This window comes from Citrobacter telavivensis (genome assembly GCA_009363175.1).
Taxonomy (GTDB): Bacteria; Pseudomonadota; Gammaproteobacteria; order Enterobacterales; family Enterobacteriaceae; genus Citrobacter_A; species Citrobacter_A telavivensis.
The window spans coordinates 1,569,860-1,591,649 of record CP045205.1; the positions used below are offsets into that span (position 1 = coordinate 1,569,860).

The window sequence follows — 21,790 nt, forward strand, 5'->3', positions numbered from 1 at the left end:
AAACAAAGCCGGATAAGGCGCATGCGCCTTATCCGGCCTACAGGCAGGTCTTAATCGCAGGTGACAATCTTCATGGCCAGGCCGCCGCGAGAGGTTTCGCGATACTTGGCGTTCATGTCTTTGCCGGTTTCATACATGGTTTCGATGACTTTATCGAGGCAGACGCGCGGTTCACTGGTGCGACGCAGCGCCATACGCGCCGCGTTGACCGCTTTGACGGAAGCAATCGCGTTACGCTCGATGCACGGTACCTGAACCTGGCCCGCAACCGGGTCGCAGGTCAGACCGAGGTTATGTTCCATGCCGATTTCCGCTGCAATACACACCTGTGTCGGACTGCCGCCCAGCAGTTCTGCCAGACCGGCTGCCGCCATCGAACAGGCCACGCCGACTTCACCCTGACAGCCCACTTCCGCGCCGGAAATGGAGGCATTCATCTTGTACAGTGAGCCAATCGCGCTGGCGACCAGCATATAGCGCGCCAACGAGTTAGCATTCACTTCGCGGATGAATTTGTCGTAGTAGGCGAGGACTGCCGGCACGATACCGCAGGCACCGTTCGTTGGTGCGGTAACCACGCGTCCGCCAGCGGCGTTCTCTTCATTCACCGCCAGCGCGAACATGTTGATCCAGTCAACAACCGCCATCGGATCGGTGGTGGTTTTGTCACTGCTTACCAGCATACGACGCAGCGCCGCAGCACGGCGTGGTACGCGCAGTTTTCCTGGCAGTACGCCTTCGGTGGTGATGCCGCGCTCAATGCCGCCGCGCATCACGTCCCAGACGTTAGCAAAGTGCTGTTCCAGCTCTTCTTTGCTGTGCAATGCCAGTTCGTTTTGCATCATCAGGCCGGAAAGAGAAAGCCCGGTTTCCTGGCAGTGTTTCTGCAGATCGGCAGCCGATTTGTACGGATACGGTACGTTGACCGGCGCACTGTTCGGTAAACCGAAATGTTCTTCATCAACGATGAAACCACCGCCAATAGAGTAGTAAGTCTGGCTGTAGAGAACGTTATCGCCCGCCAGCGCGGTAATGCGCATCCCGTTCTCGTGCAGAGACAGGTTATCAGCATGGAAATTCATGCACTTATCAACCGGGAATTCGACTTCATGCTGCCCATTCGCCAGCAGCAGCCGCCCGTGGGTGTTCACATCCTGGATAAAGCCCGGGATGGCGTCGATGTCGACGGTATCCGGCAGATTTCCCGCCAGACCCATGATAATCGCGATATCAGTGTGGTGGCCTTTACCCGTCAGCGACAGGGAGCCATACACATCCACCACGACGCGGGTGACATCCGTCAGAATATTGCGGGCAATCAGGTCATCCGTGAAATGTTTGCCGGCTTTCATTGGTCCAACGGTATGTGAACTGGAGGGGCCAATGCCGATTTTGAAAATATCGAATACGCTAATCATAGGGCATCCATTGCGGTTATATCAGGGAGGAAGCGCCGCCCGAAAGCGGCGCTAAAAAACTTAGCTGAACAGGGAGTAGAAAATCGCGGAGATAGCAATCAGACCCATCACGACAACGAACACGTTGCTGATGTGACCGCTGTATTTACGCATTGCAGGTACTTTCTGGATAGCGTACATCGGCATCAGGAACAGGATCATCGCGATGATTGGACCGCCCAGGGTTTCAATCATACCGAGGATGCTCGGGTTCAGGGTGGCGACAATCCAGGTCGTAACCAGCATGAACAGCGCAGTGATTTTGTTCAGTTTGTTGATTTCGATGGATTTGCCTTTACCGCGCAGCGACTTAATCACCATACCGTTAAAGCCTTCACGCGCGCCCAGGTAGTGGCCGAGGAAGGATTTAGTGATAGCGATAATGGCGATAATTGGCGCCATCCATTCGATGAACGAGACGTTAAAGTGGTTCGCCAGGTAAGACAGAATTGAGATGTTCTGTGCTTTTGCCGCCGCCAGGTCTGCCGGCGTCAGGCTCAGTACGCAGCTGAAGACGAAGAACATAACGGTCAACACCATCATGATGTGCGCGCAGGCCAGAATTTTGGAACATTTCTTCTCAGCACCCTGACCGTATTCTTCACGTTTCGCCACTGCGAAAGAGGAGATGATCGGAGAGTGGTTGAAGGAGAAAACCATCACCGGAATTGCCAGCCACAGCGTCATCCACAGGCCGTTGCCGGTTGACGCGGCAGTGTCAAAGGACAAGGTTTCCAGCGCCGCACCGCTCCACTGAGGGATCAGGTACACCGCCAGCAGCATCAGCGCCGCAACAAACGGGAACACCAGGATACTCATCGCCTTCACGATCATCTGCTCACCGAAGCGGACGATGGTCATCATACCGACAATCAGAATCAGCGACAGAATCGCACGCGGCGGCGCAGTCATTTGTAACTGGTGGGTCATGAAGCTTTCAACGGTGTTGGTAATCGCGACGCTGTAAACCAACAGAATTGGATAGATCGCGAAGAAGTAGAGCAGGGTAATCAGTTTACCTGCACCAACGCCAAAGTGCTCTTCAACCACTTCTGTAATGTCTTCGCCCGGGTTTTTGCCGGACAGCACGAAGCGAGTCAGACCACGGTGGGCGAAGAAGGTCATCGGGAAGGCGATAATTGCCATGATGATCAGCGGGATCATACCGCCGACACCTGCGTTGATTGGCAGGAACAATACGCCCGCACCGATAGCCGTGCCATAAAGGCCCAGCATCCACATGGTATCAGTCTTGCGCCATGCGCTTCGTGTTTCAGTCGAAGCAATCGTGCTGGTTTGAATGGTTTCCATCTGTTTCTCCTGGAGGAAGCTAAAAATCAGGAAAAAATTCCTGACAGTAAAACGAAATTCTTGCAATGACGATTTTTATAAAATTTTTAACCGTAGTAATTTGCGGGCAGAAAGATACATTTAACTAATGAATCTATCAGTGATCGCGATCCCAAATGCAATAATCCACTTCTAACATGGATATGTTTGGATCATTAGTCTGTTAAAAAAACATCAAAGCGAATTTACGCGCGCGAAGGCTAGCATTAACGACATATCAGCTGAAAGTATTGCGAGGTAGATGCGGAGGTTGCGTTGTAAAAAGCGTTGTTTTTGGTGGTTTATGATGACTAAGTTAAATTTAGACTGATAAAACGCGGTTGCATTAGGTGGGTAATCGTTTGCGTTGCGATAATTTTTGTATGATGTATTAGCTACCTTAATAAAGTAAAGACGTTATCTCTTTGGTAATTATAAAAAAAACGGGAGAGGCAGTAGCCGCTCCCGATTCATGAAACGCTTTACGCGTCAGGCGCTGATTTCGTAGCAGGGGATATAGGCGGTGCCGGGTAGCTTCATACGGTGCTGCGCGACAAAACCTTGCAGGAGATCGTCCATGCGACGCATCATTTCACTGTCGCCATGGATTTTGTATGGGCCAAACTCTTCAATGGCGCGGATGCCCATTTCCTTGACGTTACCCGCCACAATCCCGGAGAAGGCGCGACGCAGGTCTGCTGCCAGCACCTCAACCGGTTGGTCGGGATACAGCTTCAGGTTGGCCATGTTCTCGTGGGACGGTTCGAACGGCATTTGCAGATCCGGCGTGATACGAATCGACCAGTTGAAGCTGTAGGCGTCACCGGTGTCACGACGGTTCTCTTTGACCAGCGGCATCGCTTTTTTCATCAGACGCGCCACTTCTGCCGCGTCATCAATGATAATGCGGTAATGCGAGCGCGCGGCTTCTCCCAGCGTATGCACGATGAACTCATCCAGCACGCGGAAGTAGTCGGCACTCTCTTTCGGGCCGGTCAGGATGAGCGGCAGAACCTGATCTTTGTTCGCCGGGTTCATCAGGATCCCCAGCAAATACAGCAGCTCTTCTGCCGTTCCCACACCGCCCGGGAAGATGATAATGCCGTGGGCGATACGCACGAAAGCTTCCAGACGTTTTTCAATGTCCGGCATGATGATCAGCTCGTTAACCAGCGGGTTCGGTGGTTCAGCGGCGATAATCGACGGTTCGGTCATCCCAATAAAACGGCTGTCTTTATAACGCTGCTGAGCATGCCCCACCGCCGCGCCTTTCATGGGTGCTTCCATCGCACCTGGTCCGCAACCGGTGCAGATATTCAGCTCGCGCAGACCTAACTGCGTCCCGACGCGTCGGGCGTACAGGTATTCGTTTTCATTAATGGAGTGGCCGCCCCAGCAGACAACCATGTTTGGCGCTTCGCCCACGTGCAGCGCTCTGGCATTACGCAAAATAGAGAACACCAGGTTAGTAATGTGCACGGAGCTTTCGAGATCCAGATGCTGGAAACGACCCGCGTTATGAATCTGACCATTAACAAACAGAATGTCGCGCAGTACAGCAAACAGGTTTGCCTGTAGGGCGCGGATGATACGACCATCAACGAATGCATCTTCTGGCGGGTTGATCAGTTCCAGCTTCACGCCGCGTTCGCGACGCAGCACGTTAATGTCGAAACTTTCAAAGCGGGACAGCAGCTCTTTGCTGTTGTCAGTCAGACTGCCGGAGTTTAAAACGGCAAGCGAACAGTTACGAAACAGTTGATACAGATCGCTGCTGGCCGTGCGTTTAAGCATATCGACTTCCAGCTGCGACAACATGTCCATTGAGCCAAGCGGGCTAATATGTGTAATCAAGTAAACTCCTTATGGGACGCAAAACGTCATTCCCTGTAGATTACAATAGCCCTGGCTTATGACCTTTCACAACCTTGCGCGTGGAATCCGGCGCGCAAAATGGTGAAATAATTCACTGTCGAACTAATCTGCCGGTTGCCGGAACGAAGTTGGTGTTGCTTCGCCATGGATTAATATCCAGACCTCCACGGCGTGTATAGCGTGCATAAACACTCAGTTTCTCTGGCTGGCAGAAGCGTAGCAGGTCATTGAAAATGCGTTCCACGCACTGTTCGTGGAACTCGTTATGATGACGGAAAGAAACCAGATAACGGAGCAACTTCTCTCTGTCAATTTTACGTCCACGATACTGAATTTGTATGGAGCCCCAGTCCGGCTGATGGGTGATCAGGCAGTTTGATTTCAACAAATGGCTTACCAGCGTCTCTTCCACTACTTTTTCCCCGCTGGCGGCGGACTGCAGAGAGTCAGTGGTGAACTGGTAGTTGTCGATGTCGATGTCTTGAAAATCAATGCAGGTGCCGTGAAAATGCGCGACAGGTTGTCCTTCCAGTTCGTCGAGACGGTACAACGCCACGGTCACATCCCCTTCGGCACAGGCGCGCAGATCGTTTTCCAGCGTCTGTTGTACCGCCTCCCAGGAATCAAACCGCGTCTGGTTGAAGCTGTTCAGGTACAGCTTAAAGCTTTTGGATTCAATCAAATTAACGCTGGTGTAATCCAGTTCAACATGGCCTACCGCCACCTGCGGTAATCCTCTGGCATTCAGCCATGACAGTTCATACAGCGTCCAGATATCGGCACCGTGAAACGGCAGACTGCCTGCTTTTAATCCCAGCGGGTCGCGATTCAAACTGCGGGGTACACCCTGTAGCAGGCTGGGGTCGTAAAGATCCCGGTAATCGGTTGATTTACCGAGCGTCAGGCCGTCAAGAGCCTGATGGTTTTCATAAGAAGACATGTTTCACCGTCATAAACCAGATACACTATGCGTCAAGTGTATCCTGGCTTTTATGAAGAGAGAAACCGGTGGACGAACAGACAGCTCTGGCCCTGAAGGACTTTACGACGCGCTACTGCAACGAATGGCACGAAAAACACGCAAGCTGGCCCATGAGCGAAGAGCTGTACGGGGTGCCTTCTCCGTGCATTATTTCTACAACCCGTGATGCCGTTTATTGGCAACCGCAGCCGTTTGAAGGTGAACAGAATGTAAACGCGGTTGAACGTGCCTTCGATATTGTGATACAACCAGCCCTTCATGCATTTTATACCACGCAGTTTGCCGGGGACATGCGTGCACAGTTGGCCAGTGAAACGCTGACGCTGTTGCAGACCTGGAGCGCGGATGATTTCAGACGGGTTCAGGAGAACCTGATTGGTCATCTGGTGACGCAGAAACGTTTGAAACTGTCGCCGACCCTTTTTATTGCCACGCTGGACAATGAACTGGAGGTGATTTCACTCTGCAATCTGTCCGGTGAAGTGATCAAAGAAACGCTGGGAACCCGTAATCGTTCCGTTCTGGCGCCTTCTCTTGCGGATTTCCTTACGCGACTTAAGCCTCTTCTGTAATCCATTTACCCCATCAGTGTGTGAGAGATCTCTTACAAGCCCTGTAGGAGATCGCCAGGTGATAACGGAAGACATCGCGAAACAAAAATCGCTAATATTCTAATAAATCATAAAGTTAATCATTTTCTGTCAACTTTCATATGAAATTTTCCTTAAGGCATTGCCTATAAGCACCTTGTAAGACGGCGTGAAAAAGGCGATTCTATCTACGTCGACAAGGAGTCGCACAACGAAGTGAACATCAGGATGATGGCACTTCGGCAGGACACACCAGGACGGTGTTACAGGGAAAGGCTTCAGGATGAAGTGAAGAGGAAAACGCAGGAGCGCGTTAAAGGACACCTCCAGGAAGGAGAACGAGAGCCGGTCAGGATAGTCGGTGGGTCAGGATGGCCAGGACGCTTCGGGATGAAGTCATCACATCGGGGTGGTGTGTGCAGGACGCAAATGTTCAGGATGAACAACAGGTCGCAAGACCACAGGAAAAGTTGTCACGGATGAGCAGGGAGCACGAAAAGTAGCTGGAATGCTGCGAAACGAACCGGGAGCACTGTTTTTACAGTGCTCCCTTTTTTTGTTTCTTTTTTTACTGGTGGTATCCTTCGCGCCAGATTTTTCATCATTGAGGTGACTTTCATGACGACTCATGACCGTGTGCGTCAGCAGCTCCATGCACTTGAAGCGCTGCTGCGTGAGCATCAACACTGGCGGATGGATGAACCCGAAGCCCACCTGTTTTCCAGTACCCAACCGTTTTGTATGGATACGATGGCGCCGATTGAGTGGCTGCAATGGGTTCTGATCCCTCGTATGCATGCTTTACTGGACAGCGCGCAGCCGCTGCCAGAGGCGTTTGCCGTCGCACCCTACTACGAAATGGCGCTGACCGCCGATCATCCGCAGCGTGAAATCCTGCTGGCGGCGTTGCAGGCACTGGATGCGCTTTTTGCGCAAGATGAATCCTGATGCTGGAGATTTTGTATCAGGACGAGTGGCTGGTTGCGGTCAACAAACCCTCTGGCTGGCTGGTGCACCGCAGTTGGCTGGATCGCGACGAAAAAGTGGTGGTGATGCAGACGATACGTGACCAGATTGGTCAGCACGTGTTTACGGCCCATCGCCTCGACAGACCAACCTCCGGCGTGCTGCTGATGGGCCTATCCAGCGAAGCCGGGCGCCGCCTCGCACAGCAGTTTGAGCAACATCAGATCCAAAAACGCTATCACGCTATTGTCCGCGGATGGCTAATGGAGGAGGCGGTACTCGATTATCCGCTGGTGGAAGAGCTGGATAAAATCGCCGATAAGTTTGCCCGCGAAAACAAGGATCCGCAGCCTGCGGTGACCCATTATCGCGGCCTCGCCACCGTTGAAATGCCTGTGGCAACCGGGCGTTATCCGACGACGCGTTACGGACTGGTGGAACTGGATCCGCAAACAGGACGCAAGCATCAGCTCAGACGCCATCTGGCGCACCTGCGCCATCCGATTATTGGCGACAGCAAGCATGGCGATTTACGGCAGAACCGCAGCGCGGCGGAACATTTTTCCTGCAACCGGCTGATGCTGCACGCCAGCCAGCTTTCGCTGACGCACCCGTTTACCGGTGAATCGTTGACGATTCATGCCGGGCTGGATACGGTCTGGATGCAGGCACTATCACAGTTTGGCTGGCAGGGACTTCTCCCTGAGAATGAAAGGGTTGAGTTAAGTGAGCCAGCAGGTCAGGATGAAGGCATAAGTTCTTCATCCAGGGAGTAATTAAGCATGGCGGAAATTGGGATTTTTGTCGGGACGATGTATGGCAATGCGCTGCTGGTTGCCGAAGAGGCAGAAGCGATCCTGACGGCACAGGGGCACAAAGCGACTGTTTTTGAAGATCCTGAACTGACGGACTGGCAGGAATATCAGGACAAAATCGCGCTGGTGGTCACCTCCACGACCGGGCAGGGCGATTTACCTGACAGCATTGTGCCGCTGTTTCAGGGGATCAAAGACCAACTGGGTTTTCAGCCCAATCTGCGTTACGGCGTGATTGCGTTGGGTGACAGCAGTTACGTCAATTTCTGCAATGGCGGTAAACAGTTTGACGCCCTGTTGCAGGAACAAAGCGCACAGCGCGTGGGGGAAATGTTGCTGATTGATGCCAGTGAGCACCCGGAGCCCGAAAGCGAATCCAATCCCTGGGTTGAACATTGGGGCACACTCTTACCCTGAGAGTTAACCCTCCCCCTACCGGGAGGGACTCCCTTGTGACGCCAGGCACGGGAACGACCTGTCTCTAGTCTACCCAATACTGAATCGTGTTAGCCTCGGGCGAACGCCCCTAAAAGCCTTCGCTATTGAAGGGTTTTTAGGGGCGTTTTCATAGGGTCAAGCGACCTGTTTCACACTCCTGCCTTTTCCACGTAAGCCCTGCGCGATTTCCGTTATATGTTTTCATTTCCGTGAAGTCGCTTCCATCACCCTGGGCTTTTGCCATAAACATAAGTGATACGTTGTCTAAATGTTGGGTTCTTGCACGGTGAGCAAGAACCTGGTGCTTTTTATACTTCTCCTGCCAGTTATAAAAAAATGCAGTTAGCAAGGCGAACGACCTAATAAAAGCTGCAAAAAAACACGAAACGTCACCTCTGATCCCCTACCAGTTGTGCTGTTCAGAGTGAGCGTGACTAACGCGAAAATTCAGGAGTGCAACAATGAGTTCATTAAGTCAGGCTGCGAGCAGTGCGGAAAAACGCACAAATGCTCGCTACTGGATAGTGGTGATGTTGTTTATCGTCACCTCCTTCAACTATGGCGACCGCGCCACTTTATCCATTGCCGGTTCGGAGATGGCCAAAGACATTGGTCTGGATCCGGTCGGTATGGGTTACGTTTTCTCTGCGTTCTCATGGGCCTACGTTATCGGGCAGATCCCGGGCGGCTGGCTGCTGGACCGTTTTGGTTCCAAACGTGTTTACTTCTGGTCCATCTTCATCTGGTCCATGTTTACCCTGTTACAGGGCTTCGTCGATATCTTCAGCGGATTCGGCATTATCGTCGCGCTGTTTACCCTGCGCTTCCTCGTCGGTCTGGCGGAAGCGCCGTCCTTCCCCGGCAACAGTCGCATTGTTGCGGCCTGGTTCCCGGCGCAGGAGAGGGGAACGGCAGTCGCGATCTTCAACTCTGCACAGTACTTTGCCACCGTTATTTTCGCCCCGATCATGGGCTGGCTGACGCATGAAGTGGGTTGGTCGCACGTGTTCTTCTTTATGGGCGGCCTCGGGATTGTTATCAGCTTTATCTGGCTGAAAGTGATCCACGAACCAAACCAGCATCCGGGTGTGAACAAAAAAGAGCTGGAATATATTGCAGAAGGCGGTGCGCTGATCAACATGGATCAGAAAGACACCAAGGTCAAAGTGCCGTTTAGCGTGCGGTGGGGGCAGATCAAGCAGTTGCTGGGTTCCCGCATGATGATCGGCGTATACATCGGCCAGTACTGCATCAACGCGCTGACTTACTTCTTTATCACCTGGTTCCCGGTTTATCTGGTGCAGGCTCGCGGCATGTCGATCCTGAAAGCGGGCTTCGTGGCTTCGGTTCCGGCCGTGTGCGGATTTGTCGGCGGAGTGCTGGGCGGCATTATCTCCGACTGGCTGATGCGTCGGACCGGCTCGCTGAACATTGCGCGTAAAACGCCTATCGTGATGGGGATGCTGTTGTCGATGGTGATGGTGTTCTGTAACTACGTTAACGTCGAGTGGATGATCATCGGTTTCATGGCGCTGGCGTTCTTTGGCAAGGGCATCGGAGCGCTGGGCTGGGCGGTGATGGCCGATACCGCACCGAAAGAGATCAGCGGCCTGAGCGGCGGTCTGTTCAACATGTTCGGCAACATCTCCGGTATCGTAACGCCCATTGCGATTGGCTATATCGTCGGCACGACGGGCTCCTTTAACGGCGCGCTGATCTATGTGGGCGTGCATGCACTGGTGGCGGTACTGAGCTATCTGGTGCTGGTGGGTGATATTAAACGTATCGAACTGAAACCTGTCGCAGGACAACTATCATGACGACACAATCCAGTCCCGTTATCACGGACATGAAGGTCATTCCGGTCGCCGGACATGACAGTATGCTTCTCAATATTGGCGGCGCGCATAACGCGTACTTTACCCGCAACATCGTGGTCCTCACCGATAACGCCGGCAACACCGGCGTAGGTGAAGCACCGGGCGGTGAGGTGATCTACCAGACGCTGGTGGATGCCATCCCGATGGTGCTCGGTCAGGAAGTGGCCCGACTGAACAAAGTGGTTCAGCAGGTGCACAAAGGCAATCAGGCCGCTGACTTTGATACCTTTGGCAACGGCGCATGGACCTTCGAACTGCGCGTAAACGCGGTAGCCGCGCTGGAAGCAGCCCTGCTTGATCTGTTGGGCAAAGCGCTCAACGTACCGGTCTGTGAACTGTTGGGGCCTGGCAAACAGCGCGATGCGGTGACCGTGCTCGGATATCTCTTCTACATCGGCGATCGCACAAAAACCGATCTGCCCTATCTGGAGACCACCCCGGGCAATCACGACTGGTATCACCTGCGTCATCAGGAAGCGTTGAACAGCGATGCCGTGGTTCGCCTGGCGGAAGCCTCACAGGATCGCTACGGCTTTAAAGATTTCAAACTCAAAGGCGGCGTGCTGCCTGGCGAGCAAGAGATAGACACCGCCCGTGCGCTGAAAAAACGTTTTCCGGATGCGCGGATTACCGTTGATCCCAACGGTGCTTGGCTGCTTGATGAGGCCATCACGCTGTGTAAAGGGCTGAACGATGTGCTCACGTATGCAGAAGATCCGTGCGGCGCAGAGCAGGGATTCTCCGGTCGCGAAGTGATGGCGGAATTCCGCCGGGCCACGGGGTTGCCGGTGGCGACGAACATGATCGCCACCAACTGGCGTGAAATGGGCCATGCGGTGATGCTCAATGCTGTCGACATCCCGCTTGCCGATCCGCATTTCTGGACACTTTCCGGTGCGGTGCGGGTGGCACAGTTGTGCGACGACTGGGGGCTGACCTGGGGTTGTCACTCTAACAACCACTTTGATATTTCACTGGCGATGTTTACCCACGTTGGTGCCGCGGCGCCGGGTAAACCGACTGCCATCGACACGCACTGGATCTGGCAGGAGGGCGATTGTCGCCTGACGAAAAATCCCCTTGAGATTAAAAACGGAAAAATTGCCGTTCCCGACGCGCCTGGACTGGGTGTTGAACTGGACTGGGATCAAGTGCAGAAGGCACATGAAGCTTATAAAAAACTGCCGGGCGGCGCGCGAAATGACGCAGGTCCGATGCAGTACCTGATCCCCGGCTGGACTTTTGACCGTAAACGTCCCGTTTTCGGCCGTCACTGATTTTGTATAAGGACTCAATAATGAACGCACAATTTACCACCCCAGTGGTTACGGCCATGCAGATTATCCCGGTTGCGGGACACGACAGTATGCTGATGAACCTGAGCGGTGCGCATGCGCCATTCTTTACGCGTAATATTGTGATTATCAAAGATAATTCTGGTCATACTGGCGTTGGTGAAATCCCCGGCGGCGAGAAAATTCGTAAGACGCTGGAAGATGCGATCCCACTGGTGGTGGGTCAACGGCTTGGCGAGTACAAAAACGTGCTGAATGCGGTACGCAATACCTTTGCCGATCGTGACTCAGGCGGTCGTGGCCTGCAAACGTTTGACCTGCGTACCACCATCCACGTCGTCACCGGGATTGAAGCTGCGCTGCTGGATCTGTTGGGACAGCATCTGGGCGTTAACGTGGCTTCTCTGTTGGGCGACGGTCAACAGCGTAATGAAGTGGAAATGCTGGGTTATCTGTTCTTCGTCGGTAACCGCAACGCCACGCCGTTGCCGTATCAGAGCCAGCCCGATGAGAAGTGCGACTGGTATCGTCTGCGTCATGAAGAGGCGATGACGCCCGATGCGGTCGTCCGTCTGGCTGAAGCCGCATACGAAAAATACGGTTTCAACGACTTCAAACTGAAAGGCGGCGTGCTGGCAGGGGAAGAAGAGGCAGAATCCATTGTGGCGCTGGCAAAACGCTTCCCGCAGGCGCGCGTCACGCTGGATCCCAACGGCGCATGGTCGCTGAATGAAGCGATCAAAATCGGGAAGTACCTGAAGGGTTCGCTGGCCTACGCGGAAGATCCGTGCGGTGCTGAGCAGGGCTTCTCAGGTCGTGAGGTGATGGCGGAGTTCCGTCGCGCTACCGGTTTGCCGACGGCGACAAACATGATCGCCACCGACTGGCGTCAGATGGGTCATACGTTATCGTTGCAGTCGGTGGATATTCCGCTGGCTGACCCGCATTTCTGGACGATGCAGGGCTCTGTACGCGTCGCGCAGATGTGCCATGAGTTCGGTCTGACCTGGGGTTCACACTCCAACAACCACTTTGACGTTTCACTGGCGATGTTCACCCACGTCGCGGCAGCGGCTCCGGGCAAGATCACGGCGATCGATACCCACTGGATCTGGCAGGAGGGCAACCAACGCCTGACTAAAGAGCCGTTTGAAATTAAAGGCGGCATGGTGCAGGTACCGGCGAAACCAGGCCTGGGCGTTGAGCTGGATATGGACCAGGTGATGAAAGCCCATGAGTTGTATCAGAAGCATGGGTTGGGCGCGCGCGATGACGCGATGGGGATGCAGTATCTGATCCCGAACTGGACGTTCGATAACAAACGTCCGTGCATGGTTCGTTAAGATAGACACCGGTCCCAAAAGGACCGGTTATTTTTTATCTGTAAACCGGGTGTATGCTTAGCTGAGTCAACATGCGTAAGGACGGCTTATGAAAATAGTGATCGCACCGGACTCGTATAAGGAAAGTTTGAGTGCTCTCGAGGTGGCGAATGCCATTGAGCAAGGTTTTCGTGAAATCTGGCCCGATGCGGATTACGTAAAACTTCCGGTTGCTGATGGGGGGGAAGGAACGGTCGAAGCCATGGTTGAGGCGACGACGGGACGCATTGTTGAAGTCGATGTTACGGGCCCTCTTGGGGAACCGGTCACCGCGTTTTATGGTTTATCCGGTGACGAGCGCACGGCTTTCATTGAGATGGCGGCGGCCAGCGGTCTGGAGCAGGTGCCTGTCGCGTTACGCGATCCATTAAAGACAACCTCCTGGGGAACCGGGGAGTTGATTCGTCATGCGCTGGATGCGGGCGTAGACCATATTATTATCGGGCTCGGCGGTAGTGCGACCAATGACGGCGGCGCAGGCATGGTGCAGGCGTTAGGGGCAAAATTGCTTGATGCTCAACAGAATGAAATTGGTAAGGGCGGTGCGGCGCTCGACGCGCTTGCACAGATCGATATCAGCCGGTTGGATCCGCGTCTTGCCGCATGCCGTATTGAAGTGGCGTGTGATGTGACCAATCCGTTGATCGGAAAAGAGGGGGCGTCGGCCGTGTTTGGCCCACAGAAAGGTGCAACGGCCGAGACAATCGATCGTCTGGATACGGCACTGGCGCATTATGCGCAGATTATTGCCCGTGACCTGGAGGTGGATGTCCTTGAACTGGCAGGCGGCGGCGCGGCAGGCGGTATGGGGGCGGCGCTGTACGCGTTTTGCGGTGCGCAACTGCGGCGCGGGATTGAGATTGTCACCGATGCGCTGCAACTGGATGAGTGCGTTGCCGATGCCGATTTGGTGATCACCGGGGAAGGGCGCATCGACAGCCAGACTATCCACGGTAAAGTTCCGGTAGGCGTGGCGAAGGTGGCGAAACGCTACAACAAACCGGTGATCGGTATTGCCGGCAGCCTGACGGCCGATGTCGGCATTGTCCATGAGCATGGACTTGATGCCGTATTTAGCGTGATTTATACCATCTGTACGCTGGACGATGCGTTGAAGAGCGCCGCAGAGAACGTGCGCATGACCGCGCGCAACGTCGCGGCGACGCTCAAAATGGGACAGACGCTACGCTGAAGCGATCGGCAGACCGGATGGCGCGATGCCTGTCCGGCCTATAACAGCCATTTGCGCGCTTCACGCGCTACGTTATCCATCTCGTCAAGCAGTTCCAGAAACTCGGGTTCCAGATCCTCTTCTGACGTGCCTTCTCGTAATTGATTTTCCAGCAACTGACACAGATTTTTCATGCGCGGTACGCCGCTATAGCCGCAACTGCCATGCAGTTTATGAATCAGGTCGATTAAGCCTTGCGGGTTTTCACCCACCAGTTGCTCTTCAATTTTATTACGCACTTCCGGCAGAAAATCGATCAGCATTTGCAGCATATCCCGTGCCAGATCCGGTTTCCCGGCGGCCTGGCGCAGCGCCAGTTGCCAGTCCAGCGTGGCGTTCGGGTTGAAGATCGGTTCGATCGTTTCTGCACCGACCTGGCGCGTCGGGGCGCTTGCGCCAGGTTTATAGCGTTGCAGCAGGTTACACAGCTTCTCTTCTTCGATCGGTTTTGCCAGGTAGTCATTCATTCCGGCACTCAGTAATTTTTCTTTCTGACCCGCCATCGCGTGCGCCGTGACGGCAATTACCGGGGTTTGCTGTTGATGCGGAAGCTGGTGGATCAGTTCGCAGGCCCGAATGCCATCCATATCCGGCATCTGAATATCCATCAGGATCAGATCAAACTGCATTTGCTTCGCGCGATCGACCGCCTGCTGGCCGCTATCACACAGCTCAACGTGTTGAACCAGATCGTCCAACAGTGCACCAATCAGCTTCAGGTTCGCCGGATTATCATCGACCGCCATGACGGTCATGGCGATTTTACTTTCGTCTGATGTCAGCATGCTTTCGTGGTGGTTTTGACGACACAAATCCACCAGTGCGGGCAGCAGACGCGTAGAGGTCAGGGGTTTTAGCAGACAGCTGGCAACGCCGTCCTGCTTGAGTTTTTCGGCATTCACCTGAGCGTGGCACGGCAGCGCCAGCATCAGGAAATCGGTCATTTTGGTCGCCTGTATTAGCCGCTCGTGCTGCATCGTCAGCGGTTCTTTGAAGGTGACGGCAACGCCGAGCAGCATAAAGTCGTAATGCTCAACGGTCAGCGCGGAAAACGTTGGGCTGTAGACCACGTCCAGCGGCGTTTCGCTGAGAATATCCAGCGTGCATTGCGCGGCGGCGGCATTCGGCTCGATGTAGGCAATGCGTTTACCGGCCAGGCATGCGGTGGCCGGGCCGTCGCTGATCACATTCGGATTCAGATCGAGATTAATATGGAACCAGAAGGTTGAACCGCGATGCGGCTGACTGTGGAAGGAGATATCCCCTCCCATCTCGTTGACCAGTTTTTGCGTGATCACCAGTCCCAGCCCGGTGCCGCCGTGGCGACGGGAAATACTGGCATCGGCCTGACGGAAAGCCTGGAACAGGCGCGACTGATCGCGCTCAGGGATGCCGATGCCGGTATCGCGGATCTGCACTTCGATCTGCACTTTGGTGTTACTCAGCGAGCGCTTCTCCACCAGAATGTCGATGTTGCCGCTCTCGGTGAATTTGATCGCATTGCCGACCAGATTGGTGATCACCTGCTGTAAACGCAGTGGGTCGCCAATCACGTTATCCGGTACGTCATTCTTAATATTGAGCGTCAGCTCCAGCCCTTTGTCGTGCGACGAATGCGCCAGCAGCGTCACCACTTCATCGAGCGTATTGCGAAGCGCGAAGGGAATGCTTTCGAGAATGAGTTTACCCGCTTCCAGCTTGGAGAAATCCAGGACGTCATTGATGATCGCCAGCAGATTATTGGCCGACCGCTCGATGGTATTCAGGTGATCGCGCTGCGTGGTATTCAGTTCGGTTTTCAGCGTCAGGCGCGTAAAGCCGATCACGCCATTCAGCGGGGTACGTAGCTCATGGGACATGTTGGCCAGAAACTCAGATTTGATGCGCGCGGCTTCCTGCGCGCGTTTTTTCGCCAGGTCCAGCTCGACGTTCTGGATCTCCATCTGTTCGAGCGTTTCACGCAAATCGGAGGTGGCCTGATCGATATTGTGCTGCATCTCTTCATGATAGGCGGCGAGCGACATGGCCATCGAGTTAATGCCGTTTTTCAACATATCCAGCTCGCCGAGCATAAAGCCCTCGACGCGGCTGTCGAGTTGCCCTCGTCGGATACGGTCAACCGTATTGACCATGTTGCGAATCGGCCCCGTCACGTCGCGCATCAGACGCCAGCCAAAGATGAGCGCAATGCCGATACAGAACAGCATCATGACGGAGGAGATGAAGATTTCTTTATACTGTTGTAAGCGGACCGACTTGAGATCGAGCTCAAGCGCCACATATCCCAACATATTACCCGCGTTTTTTGCGTCAGTGGCTGGGGATTCGTCCAGCGAATAACTTTCCGAAACGATCGGTGTTCGCAGGATTAAAATATCACCATGACGCTCAACGTTCAGTCGGCGCGGAAACGGTGAGCCCGGGGGCAACTGCATTTCCGACGGGTTGAGATTGAAATTCGAGGTGACGAAGAGGTGATTACCCTCATCGTAGACTGAAATCGCCCGCACGATATCAGAGTGGCGGCGATGTAGAACGCTGATGAGTTGGCCGATGGATTCGCGGTTTTGCAGGTTCATACCGTATTCGGTAGAGACCGCGAGAGGCTCGATGATACTGGCACCGGCATCTTCCAGTTGACGCTGCAAGTCGTGGTAGCGATGCACAACAAAAAAGATACTGAGCAGTAAACCAATAAGTACGGTTGGGGCCAGGATCAGAATCATCATGCGAGCGCGCAGGCTGTAGTTGGTCATGGAGTTCCGTTATGGGACAATTAGGGTCACACTGTTAAATTGAGAACAATCTCGTCGATGGCGCAATTCTACTCTGCAAAACGGCGCGTGACGACGCGCCAGATCATAACCGTTACCGTCAATGACCTCGATGCTTTTGGTCAGGGCGTTGCGCGGCACAACGGAAAGACGCTGTTTATCCCCGGTTTGCTGCCGCAGGAAAGTGCGGACGTGGCGATCACCGAAGATAAAAAACAGTACGCGAAAGCTCAGGTTAAGCGCCGTTTGAATGATAGTCCGGATCGCGTAACGCCGCGCTGTCCACACTTTGGCATTTGCGGCGGCTGTCAGCAACAGCATGCCAGTATCGAACTGCAACAGCGCAGTAAAAGCGCCGCGCTGTCGCGCCTGATGAACCACGATGTCACTGAGGCGATCGCCGATGCGCCGTGGGGCTATCGTCGTCGCGCGCGGTTAAGTCTCAACTTCCAGCCGAAAACCCAGCAGTTCCAGATGGGGTTTCGCAAGGCGGCGTCCAACGACATCGTCGATATCAGACAGTGCCCTATTTTGGTGCCCCAACTTGAAGCGTTGCTGCCCGAACTCAGGGCATGCCTCAGTAGCCTGCAGGGAATACGCCATCTGGGACACGTTGAACTGGTGCAGGCGGGCAGTGGCACGCTGATGATACTGCGCCATACCGCGCCACTCACTGCGCAGGATAACGAAAAACTGGAACGCTTTTCGCATTCAAAGGGACTGTCTCTGTATCTGGCGCCGCAAAGCGAGATACTGGAAACGGTATCTGGTCAGACGCCCTGGTATGAGTCAAACGGACTACGCTTAAACTTCAGCCCGCGTGATTTTATTCAGGTCAATGAAGGGGTGAACCAGAAAATGGTGGCCAGTGCGCTGGCGTGGCTGGACGTACAGCCAGGCGATCGCGTGTTGGATCTCTTTTGCGGGATGGGCAATTTCACGCTCCCGCTGGCGACCCGGGCGGCAAGCGTCGTCGGGGTGGAAGGCGTGCCTGCGCTGGTGGAGAAAGGGCGCGAAAACGCGCAACAAAATGAATTACACAATGTGACATTCTTTCATGAAAATCTTGAAGAGGATGTTACCCGACAGCCGTGGGCCAAAAACGGTTTTGATAAAGTCTTGCTCGACCCTGCGCGTGCAGGGGCTGCAGGCGTAATGCAACATATTATAAAATTGCAGCCTGGCCGCATTGTTTATGTATCCTGTAATCCTGCCACGCTGGCGCGTGATAGCGAGGCGTTATTACGCGCAGGATACCAAATTCAGCGGCTGGCGATGCTCGACATGTTCCCCCACACGGGACACCTGGAGTCAATGGTGTTGTTTGAGCATTAAAAATAAATCTAATACCCAAAGGATTTCGGGTTGCATTGAGGCGGCAACAGAGAGAGTCCCCAGGAACTTACGGAAGTCAATTGACTGGGGTGAAAGACAAATCTGTCAGGAACAGATTTGAACGTCGCGGAGCGACGGCCCGAAAGGGCGAGTCTCATGGATGAGACGAGTAACTCAGAAGCCAACAAAAATGCAGCGTGAAAGACGACGGGTATGGCTTGTCGACTTCGACAGGCCAGATCCCCTTAAGGAGAGGACAATGGTTGCGGTAAGAAGTGCACATCTAAATAAAGCTGGGGAATTTGACCCGAAAAAATGGATCGAAAGTCTTGGGATCACCAGCCAGCAGTCATGTGAACGCTTAGCCGAAACCTGGGCGTATTGCCTGCAACAGACACAGGGGCATCCGGATGCGGAACTGCTGCTGTGGCGTGGCGTGGAGATGGTGGAAATCCTCTCAACGCTGAGTATGGATATCGACACGCTGCGGGCTGCGCTGCTGTTCCCTCTGGCAGATGCCAATGTCGTTAGCGAAGATACCCTGCAGGAAAGCGTAGGTAAGTCTATCGTCAACCTGATTCACGGCGTGCGTGACATGGCGGCCATTCGCCAACTGAAAGCGACCCATACCGATTCCGTCTCCTCAGAGCAGGTCGATAACGTGCGGCGGATGCTGCTGGCGATGGTCGACGACTTCCGCTGCGTGGTTATTAAACTCGCCGAACGCATTGCCCATCTGCGCGAGGTGAAAGACGCGCCGGAAGATGAACGCGTACTGGCGGCGAAAGAGTGCACCAACATCTACGCTCCGCTGGCGAACCGATTAGGTATCGGCCAGTTGAAATGGGAACTGGAAGATTATTGCTTCCGCTATCTGCATCCTGCCGAGTACAAACGCATTGCCAAACTGCTGCACGAACGACGTATCGACAGGGAGCATTACATCGAAGAGTTCGTCGGTCATCTGCGATCGGAAATGAAAACCGAAGGCGTGAAGGCGGAAGTGTACGGACGCCCGAAACACATCTACAGCATCTGGCGAAAAATGCAGAAAAAGCATCTGGCGTTTGATGAGCTGTTTGATGTCCGCGCCGTACGTATTGTCGCCGAGCGTTTGCAGGACTGCTACGCTGCGCTGGGGATTGTGCACACCCACTATCGCCATCTGCCGGATGAGTTTGACGACTACGTTGCCAACCCGAAACCGAATGGCTATCAGTCGATTCATACCGTGGTATTGGGGCCGGGCGGCAAAACGGTTGAGATCCAGATTCGCACTAAGCAGATGCACGAGGACGCCGAACTGGGCGTTGCCGCGCACTGGAAGTACAAAGAAGGCGCGGTCGCGGGCGGAGCGCGTTCTGGTCATGAGGACCGCATTGCCTGGCTGCGTAAGCTGATCGCCTGGCAGGAAGAGATGGCGGACTCCGGCGAGATGCTCGACGAAGTACGCAGTCAGGTTTTTGACGACCGGGTCTACGTCTTTACACCGAAAGGCGATGTGGTGGATCTGCCCGCCGGCTCCACGCCGCTCGATTTTGCGTATCACATTCACAGTGACGTAGGGCATCGTTGCATCGGGGCGAAAATCGGTGGGCGCATCGTACCGTTCACCTATCAGTTGCAGATGGGCGATCAGATCGAAATTATCACCCAGAAACAGCCAAACCCCAGTCGTGACTGGCTGAACCCGAATCTGGGCTATGTGACGACCAGCCGTGGGCGCTCGAAAATTCACGCCTGGTTCCGTAAACAGGATCGGGACAAGAACATCCTCGCCGGACGGCAGATTCTGGATGATGAGCTGTCGCATCTCGGTATCAGTCTGAAAGAAGCGGAAAAGCACCTGCTGCCGCGCTACAACTTTAACGAACTGGAGGAGTTGCTGGCGGCGATTGGCGGTGGAGATATCCGTCTGAATCAGATGGTGAATTTCCTGCAATCGCAGTTCAACAAACCGAGCGCCGCCGAAGAGGATGCCGCCGCGCTGAAACAGCTTCAGCAGAAAACGCATTCCCCGCAGAACCGCCGTAAAGATGATGGTCGCGTTGTTGTGGAAGGGGTCGGCAACCTGATGCATCACATTGCCCGTTGCTGCCAGCCGATTCCGGGCGATGAGATTGTCGGGTTCATCACCCAGGGGCGCGGGATTTCCGTCCATCGGGCAGACTGTGAGCAGTTGGTCGAACTGCGCGCGCATGCGCCGGAGCGCCTCGTGGAGGCCGTCTGGGGCGAAAGTTACTCGGCGGGATACTCGCTGGTGGTGCGCGTACAGGCCAACGATCGCAGCGGCTTACTGCGTGATATCACGACGATTCTGGCGAACGAGAAGGTCAACGTGCTTGGCGTTGCCAGCCGCAGCGATACCAAACAGCAGCTTGCCACCATCGACATGACGATTGAAATCTATAACCTGCAGGTACTGGGACGCGTGCTCAGCAAGCTGAATCAGGTCCCCGATGTGATTGACGCTCGTCGTTTGCACGGCAATTAATAAATCAGAGGCCACTGAAGTTTTTTTGGTGGCCTCTCCTTTTAAGTGGGCACATTTCCGAATTTTTATCTGATTGCCCAAAGTTCCCTTTTTGCGCAGTAAACTCTCTACGGTATTTTGTTTAAAACATTTAAATGTTATTTAGCCGCAGCAGAGGCACTTATGATTTATGGATCAAAACAAGAGTTTGAGATTCAGAAAAATGAATTCATGTCTGTAGCACAGCGTCTGTGGATGACAGAACCTTTTTACTTTAAACAATCAGATTACTTTAGTCGAGTTATTGATGTGGTTAGGCAGATCGAGACTGAAATTCAGATGCATTGCCTATCATGGTTGGGAGGGGAGGAAATATTAAAATACAAAACTGCCGTTCTGAATTATCAGCGCTCGGTAATTATGAATAATAAAATTTATTCACGATGGATGGCTGAACAGGAGTACAAAAACAAAAGAGCCGCAGAGTTATATAAGCTATACACCAAAATAATAGGATTCTTATCAGGCATAGGCCAGGTTACTACCGGTGTGGGACTATGTGTATCAACTGGTGGAAGTGCAACGGTACCGGGTACTGCAATGATTCTGCAAGGCCTGAACAATATCTATGAGAACGGGTATTATCTTGTAGTTTATGAAGAGGCCTCAGGTCCACTCAGAGAAGCATACTATTATGCAGCAAATAAGGCCGGTTATGACAAGAATCAAGGGGATATTGCATATAGTACAATAGATCTTGTCCTATCAGGATATGGTATGGCCAGAAGGATCCCTACGCCGAGAGAAAGATCATGGAATCTGTTTGGTATCCAATCACACCAGACAGATTATGTTAGGGGGGTGAGTGGCATGACAAAACCTGTGTTTATGCTTGAGATTATCAGCGATGAAGTGACTGTTTTATCATTGATGCCTGCTTATAATGAAAATGACTTGAGGCACTAAGT

At 53.7% G+C, this 21,790-nt stretch carries 16 protein-coding genes; 11 read left to right on the top strand and 5 right to left on the bottom strand.

The genetic code is table 11. The features are described from left to right. Positions 1-50 precede the first annotated feature (50 nt). From GBC03_09635 to queF, 4 genes are all read right to left on the bottom strand, one after another. The gene (locus GBC03_09635; GenBank protein QFS70450.1) at positions 51-1,418 is read right to left on the bottom strand and encodes an L-serine ammonia-lyase; all 1,368 of its coding nucleotides are present in this window, start codon (positions 1,416-1,418) and stop codon (positions 51-53) included. Between the two features lie 60 nt (positions 1,419-1,478). Further along, on the bottom strand, positions 1,479-2,768 hold the full coding sequence (locus GBC03_09640) for an HAAAP family serine/threonine permease (protein ID QFS70451.1): 1,290 nt from the start codon (positions 2,766-2,768) through the stop codon (positions 1,479-1,481). Between the two features lie 507 nt (positions 2,769-3,275). Beyond that, the gene (ppnN, locus tag GBC03_09645; GenBank protein ID QFS70452.1) at positions 3,276-4,640 is read right to left on the bottom strand and encodes a nucleotide 5'-monophosphate nucleosidase; all 1,365 of its coding nucleotides are present in this window, start codon (positions 4,638-4,640) and stop codon (positions 3,276-3,278) included. Between the two features lie 112 nt (positions 4,641-4,752). Continuing rightward, positions 4,753-5,601, bottom strand: a complete 849-nt coding sequence (queF, locus tag GBC03_09650; protein QFS70453.1) for an NADPH-dependent 7-cyano-7-deazaguanine reductase QueF — start codon at positions 5,599-5,601, stop codon at positions 4,753-4,755. A gap of 68 nt (positions 5,602-5,669) precedes the next feature. On the opposite strand from queF, the gene GBC03_09655 reads away from it, so the two are divergent. The 8 genes from GBC03_09655 to GBC03_09690 all read left to right on the top strand — a co-directional run bounded on the left by GBC03_09655 (position 5,670) and on the right by GBC03_09690 (position 14,201). Next, on the top strand, positions 5,670-6,215 hold the full coding sequence (locus GBC03_09655; protein QFS70454.1) for a SecY-interacting protein: 546 nt from the start codon (positions 5,670-5,672) through the stop codon (positions 6,213-6,215). 636 nt (positions 6,216-6,851) lie between these two features. After that, complete coding sequence (locus GBC03_09660; protein ID QFS70455.1) at positions 6,852-7,181, top strand: hypothetical protein; 330 nt, start codon at positions 6,852-6,854, stop codon at positions 7,179-7,181. Next, positions 7,181-7,975, top strand: a complete 795-nt coding sequence (truC, locus tag GBC03_09665) for a tRNA pseudouridine(65) synthase TruC (protein ID QFS70456.1) — start codon at positions 7,181-7,183, stop codon at positions 7,973-7,975. Before GBC03_09660 ends, truC begins: the two co-directional genes overlap by 1 nt. A gap of 6 nt (positions 7,976-7,981) precedes the next feature. After that, complete coding sequence (locus GBC03_09670) at positions 7,982-8,431, top strand: flavodoxin (GenBank protein ID QFS70457.1); 450 nt, start codon at positions 7,982-7,984, stop codon at positions 8,429-8,431. A gap of 482 nt (positions 8,432-8,913) precedes the next feature. Then, positions 8,914-10,272, top strand: coding sequence for an MFS transporter (locus tag GBC03_09675; GenBank protein QFS70458.1), 1,359 nt, complete (start codon positions 8,914-8,916; stop codon positions 10,270-10,272). After that, positions 10,269-11,609: a glucarate dehydratase gene (locus tag GBC03_09680; GenBank protein QFS70459.1), complete on the top strand. Its 1,341-nt coding sequence runs from the start codon at positions 10,269-10,271 to the stop codon at positions 11,607-11,609. Before GBC03_09675 ends, GBC03_09680 begins: the two co-directional genes overlap by 4 nt. A 20-nt stretch (positions 11,610-11,629) precedes the next feature. Next, complete coding sequence (gudD, locus tag GBC03_09685; GenBank protein QFS70460.1) at positions 11,630-12,970, top strand: glucarate dehydratase; 1,341 nt, start codon at positions 11,630-11,632, stop codon at positions 12,968-12,970. Between the two features lie 88 nt (positions 12,971-13,058). Then, positions 13,059-14,201: a glycerate kinase gene (locus tag GBC03_09690; GenBank protein QFS70461.1), complete on the top strand. Its 1,143-nt coding sequence runs from the start codon at positions 13,059-13,061 to the stop codon at positions 14,199-14,201. A gap of 38 nt (positions 14,202-14,239) precedes the next feature. On the opposite strand, the gene barA is transcribed toward GBC03_09690, so the two are convergent. Further along, the gene (barA, locus tag GBC03_09695) at positions 14,240-16,996 is read right to left on the bottom strand and encodes a two-component sensor histidine kinase BarA (GenBank protein QFS70462.1); all 2,757 of its coding nucleotides are present in this window, start codon (positions 16,994-16,996) and stop codon (positions 14,240-14,242) included. Positions 16,997-17,053: 57 nt separating this feature from the next. On the opposite strand from barA, the gene rlmD reads away from it, so the two are divergent. From rlmD to GBC03_09710, 3 genes are all read left to right on the top strand, one after another. Next, on the top strand, positions 17,054-18,349 hold the full coding sequence (gene rlmD, locus GBC03_09700) for a 23S rRNA (uracil(1939)-C(5))-methyltransferase RlmD (GenBank protein QFS70463.1): 1,296 nt from the start codon (positions 17,054-17,056) through the stop codon (positions 18,347-18,349). Between the two features lie 259 nt (positions 18,350-18,608). Further along, on the top strand, positions 18,609-20,843 hold the full coding sequence (gene relA, locus GBC03_09705) for a GTP diphosphokinase (protein QFS70464.1): 2,235 nt from the start codon (positions 18,609-18,611) through the stop codon (positions 20,841-20,843). Positions 20,844-20,960: 117 nt separating this feature from the next. Beyond that, the gene (locus tag GBC03_09710) at positions 20,961-21,788 is read left to right on the top strand and encodes a DUF4225 domain-containing protein (GenBank protein ID QFS70465.1); all 828 of its coding nucleotides are present in this window, start codon (positions 20,961-20,963) and stop codon (positions 21,786-21,788) included. The last annotated feature ends 2 nt before the right edge of the window (positions 21,789-21,790 follow it).